This is a genomic window from Streptomyces sp. RP5T (assembly GCF_003933965.1).
Taxonomy (GTDB): Bacteria; Actinomycetota; Actinomycetes; order Streptomycetales; family Streptomycetaceae; genus Streptomyces.
In genome coordinates, this window is record NZ_RSAJ01000746.1 from 1 (window position 1) to 3,512 (window position 3,512).

A 3,512-nucleotide genomic window follows, 5' to 3' on the forward strand; every position below is an offset into this window, starting at 1 on the left:
ACCCAGCGGCATGCCGCCCATGGGGGCGCCGCCACTCGCGGGCGACGCGGCGGAGGCGCCGGCCGAGCCGTCGAGCCCTCCGGTGGCGGCGAGGCCGGGGAAGGCGCCGGTGTTCAGCAGCTGCCGGTTGCTCGGCGGTGTCACCCCGGCGCTGGCGGCGGAACTGTAGTCCAGGGGCGAGCGGTAGGGGGTGTCGTCGTACAACTCCTCCTCGTAGGAGGGGTGGCCGTACGACGGGCCGGAGGTGGCGGAGCCGTACGACGGCAGGTCGCCGCCGTTGAGATGGCCGGAGGAGGTCGTGCCGTCCGGGAGCGTGATGGTGGTGGAGCCGGTGTCCGGGTCGACGGTCTGGACGGTGCCGTCGGGGTACTCCGTGACCACGTGCCCGCTGGAGTCGAGGTGAGTGACGCTGCCGTCCGGATTGGTCAGCAGATCACCGGTGTTGAGCGGGCCGGAGATGGTGGTGCCGTCGGGGCGGGTGATGGTCGAGCTGTGGGTGAGCGGGTCGACGGTCGTGGAGCTGCCGTCGGGGTATTCGGTGACCACGCGCCCGGAGGAGTCGATGTGGGTCTCGCCGCCGCCGGGAAGGTCCAGGGTGGCGTCGTTGACCGGGCCGCTGATGGGCGTCGGCGACAGCTGTGACAGGTCGCCGTTGTTGAGGATCCCCTGGCGGGCGTTGTCGTACTGGGCGAACGCCTCCTGCTCCCGCTTGGCCGCCTCCTGCTCCAGCTTCCGCTGCTCGGCCTCGGCCTGGGCCTGCTTCTTCTCCTGCTCGGCCTGGACCTGCTCCTGCTTGGCCTCCTGCTCGGCCTGCTTCTGTTCGGCCTTCGCCTCCGCTTCGGCCTGCTTGGCCTCTTGTTCCTTCTGCTTCTGTTCGGCCTCCTTCTCCTTGGCCTCCTGCTCGGCCTTCGCCTCGGCTTCCTTCGCCTCGGCCTTCTTCTCCGCCTCGGCCTGCTTGGCCTCCTGCTCCTTCTCCTTCTGCTCCGCCTTGGCCTCGGCCTCCTTCTCCTTGGCCTCCTGCTTCGCCTCCTGTTCGGCCTGCTTGGCTTCGGCCTCCTTCTCCTTCTGCTCGGCCTTCGCCTCGGCTTCGGCCTCCTTCTGCTCCTGCTCCTTGCGCTGGCGCTCCTGTTCGGCCTTGGCCTGGTTCATCTGAGCGATCTGGAGCTGTTCCTGACGCGCCTGCGCCTCGGCGGCCTTGGCTTCGGCCTCCTTCTCCTTCTGTTCCTGCTTGGCCTCGGCTTCGGCCTGCTTGGCCTCCTGCTCCTTCTCCTTCTGTTCGGCCTTCGCCTCGGCCTCCTTCTCCTTGGCCTCCTGCTCGGCCTTCGCCTCGGCCTCCTTCGCCTCGGCCTTCTTCTCCGCCTCGGCCTGCTTGGCCTCCTGCTCCTTCTCCTTCTGCTCCGCCTTGGCCTCGGCCTCCTTCTCCTTGGCCTCCTGCTCCGCCTTGGCGGCTGCTTCCTTGGCTTCCTGCTCGGCCTTCTCCTTGGCGGCCTTCTCCTCCGCCGCCTTCTCCTTGGCCTCCTGCTCGGCCTTCGCCTTGGCCGCCTCCGCCTCGGCCTTCGCCGCCTGGTCCTTCATCCACTGCATGTAGGCGGCCTGCTGAGCGGCGGCCTCCGCGGCCTTCTGCTCCGCTTCCTCTTCCTTGACCTCGGCCTCGTCCTTGCTGAGGCCCTCCTCAAGGGAACTGCCGCCACGGGACTTGATGTCGCCGAGGTCGAAGGAGGACTTGCTCCAGGCGTCCTTGACGTCCTTCAGGGCCGCGACGGCCGCCTTGTCGAGCTGGTCGACGACCGACTTCTGCCAGTCGAGGATCGCCTGGTTGCCGATCTTCGCCCAGGTCGCGAGATCCTTGAGATCACCGAACTCGCGTGCCGGGGTGTTCGCGTCGCCGGGGTCCTTGGCGTTGTTGTCGAAGCCCTCCTCGGCCACGTAGTTGACCGTCGAGGGAGCCTCGGAGTAGCTGGGCACGATCTCGTAGGTGATCTTGGTGATGTTGTGGTCCCACACGTACTTCGTGATCCGGGACAGCAGGGCGTGCAGCCAGCTCAGCGGGTTGCCGTCCTTGTACTCCCAGGTCGCCCACGTGGTGTGCAGGTCCCAGGCGGCCCCGCGCAGCGCCTTCTTCGCGTCGCGGATCTCGTTGCCCTGCTTGGAGAAGTAGCTGCCGTTGGGACTCATGTCGTCGGCGTAGTCGCTGTACTGCTTGTTGAGCTTCTTGACGAGGTCCCAGAAGACACCGGCGGCCGTGCCGCGCCAGGCGTCGTTCTTCTCCAGGCCGACGCGGGTCTGCCACTCCTCGATCTTCTTCTGCTGCTCGACGAAGAACTTGGCCGCCCTGTCGAACGCCCCGGCCACCACGTCGAAGTTGTTGAGGGTGACGGAGGCCGCCTCGTCGACGGACACCTCGTTCCAGGAGAACCCGTGCGTTCCCTCGGGCTTGTTGAGCAGCGCTTCCAGGGCGAGGCCGGTGCCGTAGCTGTACTGGGCCAGCGGCCGGGTGTCCCAGGTGGGCTTGCCCATCCCCAGGTGGTTGTCGTACTGGCTGCTGAAGGTGCCGCCCTCGACGTAACCGCCGGAGGGCGGATCGTCCCCGCTCTTCTGCCCGAGGAGCGTGATGCGCGCCTTGTGCATCGTCACGTCGGAGCCGGTGCCACCGCTCGCCCGGTAGAAGGGGATGACGAAGTCGGTGTTCTGGATCCGGTAACCGGCGTTCTCGTAGAGCCAGTTGAGATCCTCGGTGTCGACATAGTCCACCTGGGAGACGTCCGAGATCTCGACCTTCATCAGGGGGATGCCCTCGTTGCCCACCAGGGTGTCGAAGAGGGTGTCCCGCGCCGGTGCGACGTATCCGGTGAACAACTTGATGGCTTCGTGCCAGTGGTCGTTCGTCGCTGTGAGGTCACCGGTGATCTTGGTGGGGTCAAGAGCCATGACGAAGGGCCTTTTCGATCAGGTGGGCCGCGGGTCGGACCGGCGGCGAGGAGGGTGAACGGAGGCGGCGAGGCGGTCAGTCGTCCTCGTTGTCGTCTCCCGAACCCGACCCTTCGGACAGGATGCTGTCCACGTCCTCGAAGAAGTCGATGAAGTCCTCGCCCTTGATCTTGTCGAGGTTGACGTCGCGGGCCTTGAAGAGCTGCTCGATGGTGTCCTCCAGGCCGTCCTGGATCTCCTCGAAGAGCTCACCCTGCTGCTTCAGGATCGCGGTCACCTCGCCGATGAAGGCGTTCAGGGCCTTGACCACGTACTGCCCGTTGGTCCAGCTGTTGTCGCCGGCCATCAGCCCGATCGCGATCGGGTTCTTGTCCTGCCCGGTGAGGAAGCCGGCCCGGCTGCCTCCCCCCTCCTCCAGATCGACCAGAGCCGGCACCGTCAGGGTGGCGTCCCCCGGGGCGATGCCTTCCAGGCCCATCTTCCGCAGTTCGTCGGCGAACGGGATCACGTCGTTGTCGAGGAAGTTCTGCAGCCAGGCCTTGTTGAGATTGACCGTGGGGGCGCTCACCGCCAGGCCGTACTCC

General features: G+C 66.9%; 2 protein-coding genes. Both read right to left on the reverse strand.

Annotated elements, in window-relative coordinates:
• The coding region (locus EHS43_RS46870) for an AAWKG family protein (protein WP_185806621.1) at positions 1-2,928 on the reverse strand (2,928 nt) is incomplete at its 3' end.
• A 76-nt stretch (positions 2,929-3,004) separates the two neighbouring features.
• Positions 3,005-3,512: type VII secretion system-associated protein (locus tag EHS43_RS40280; protein WP_312023474.1), on the reverse strand; the 508-nt coding region annotated here is incomplete at its 5' end.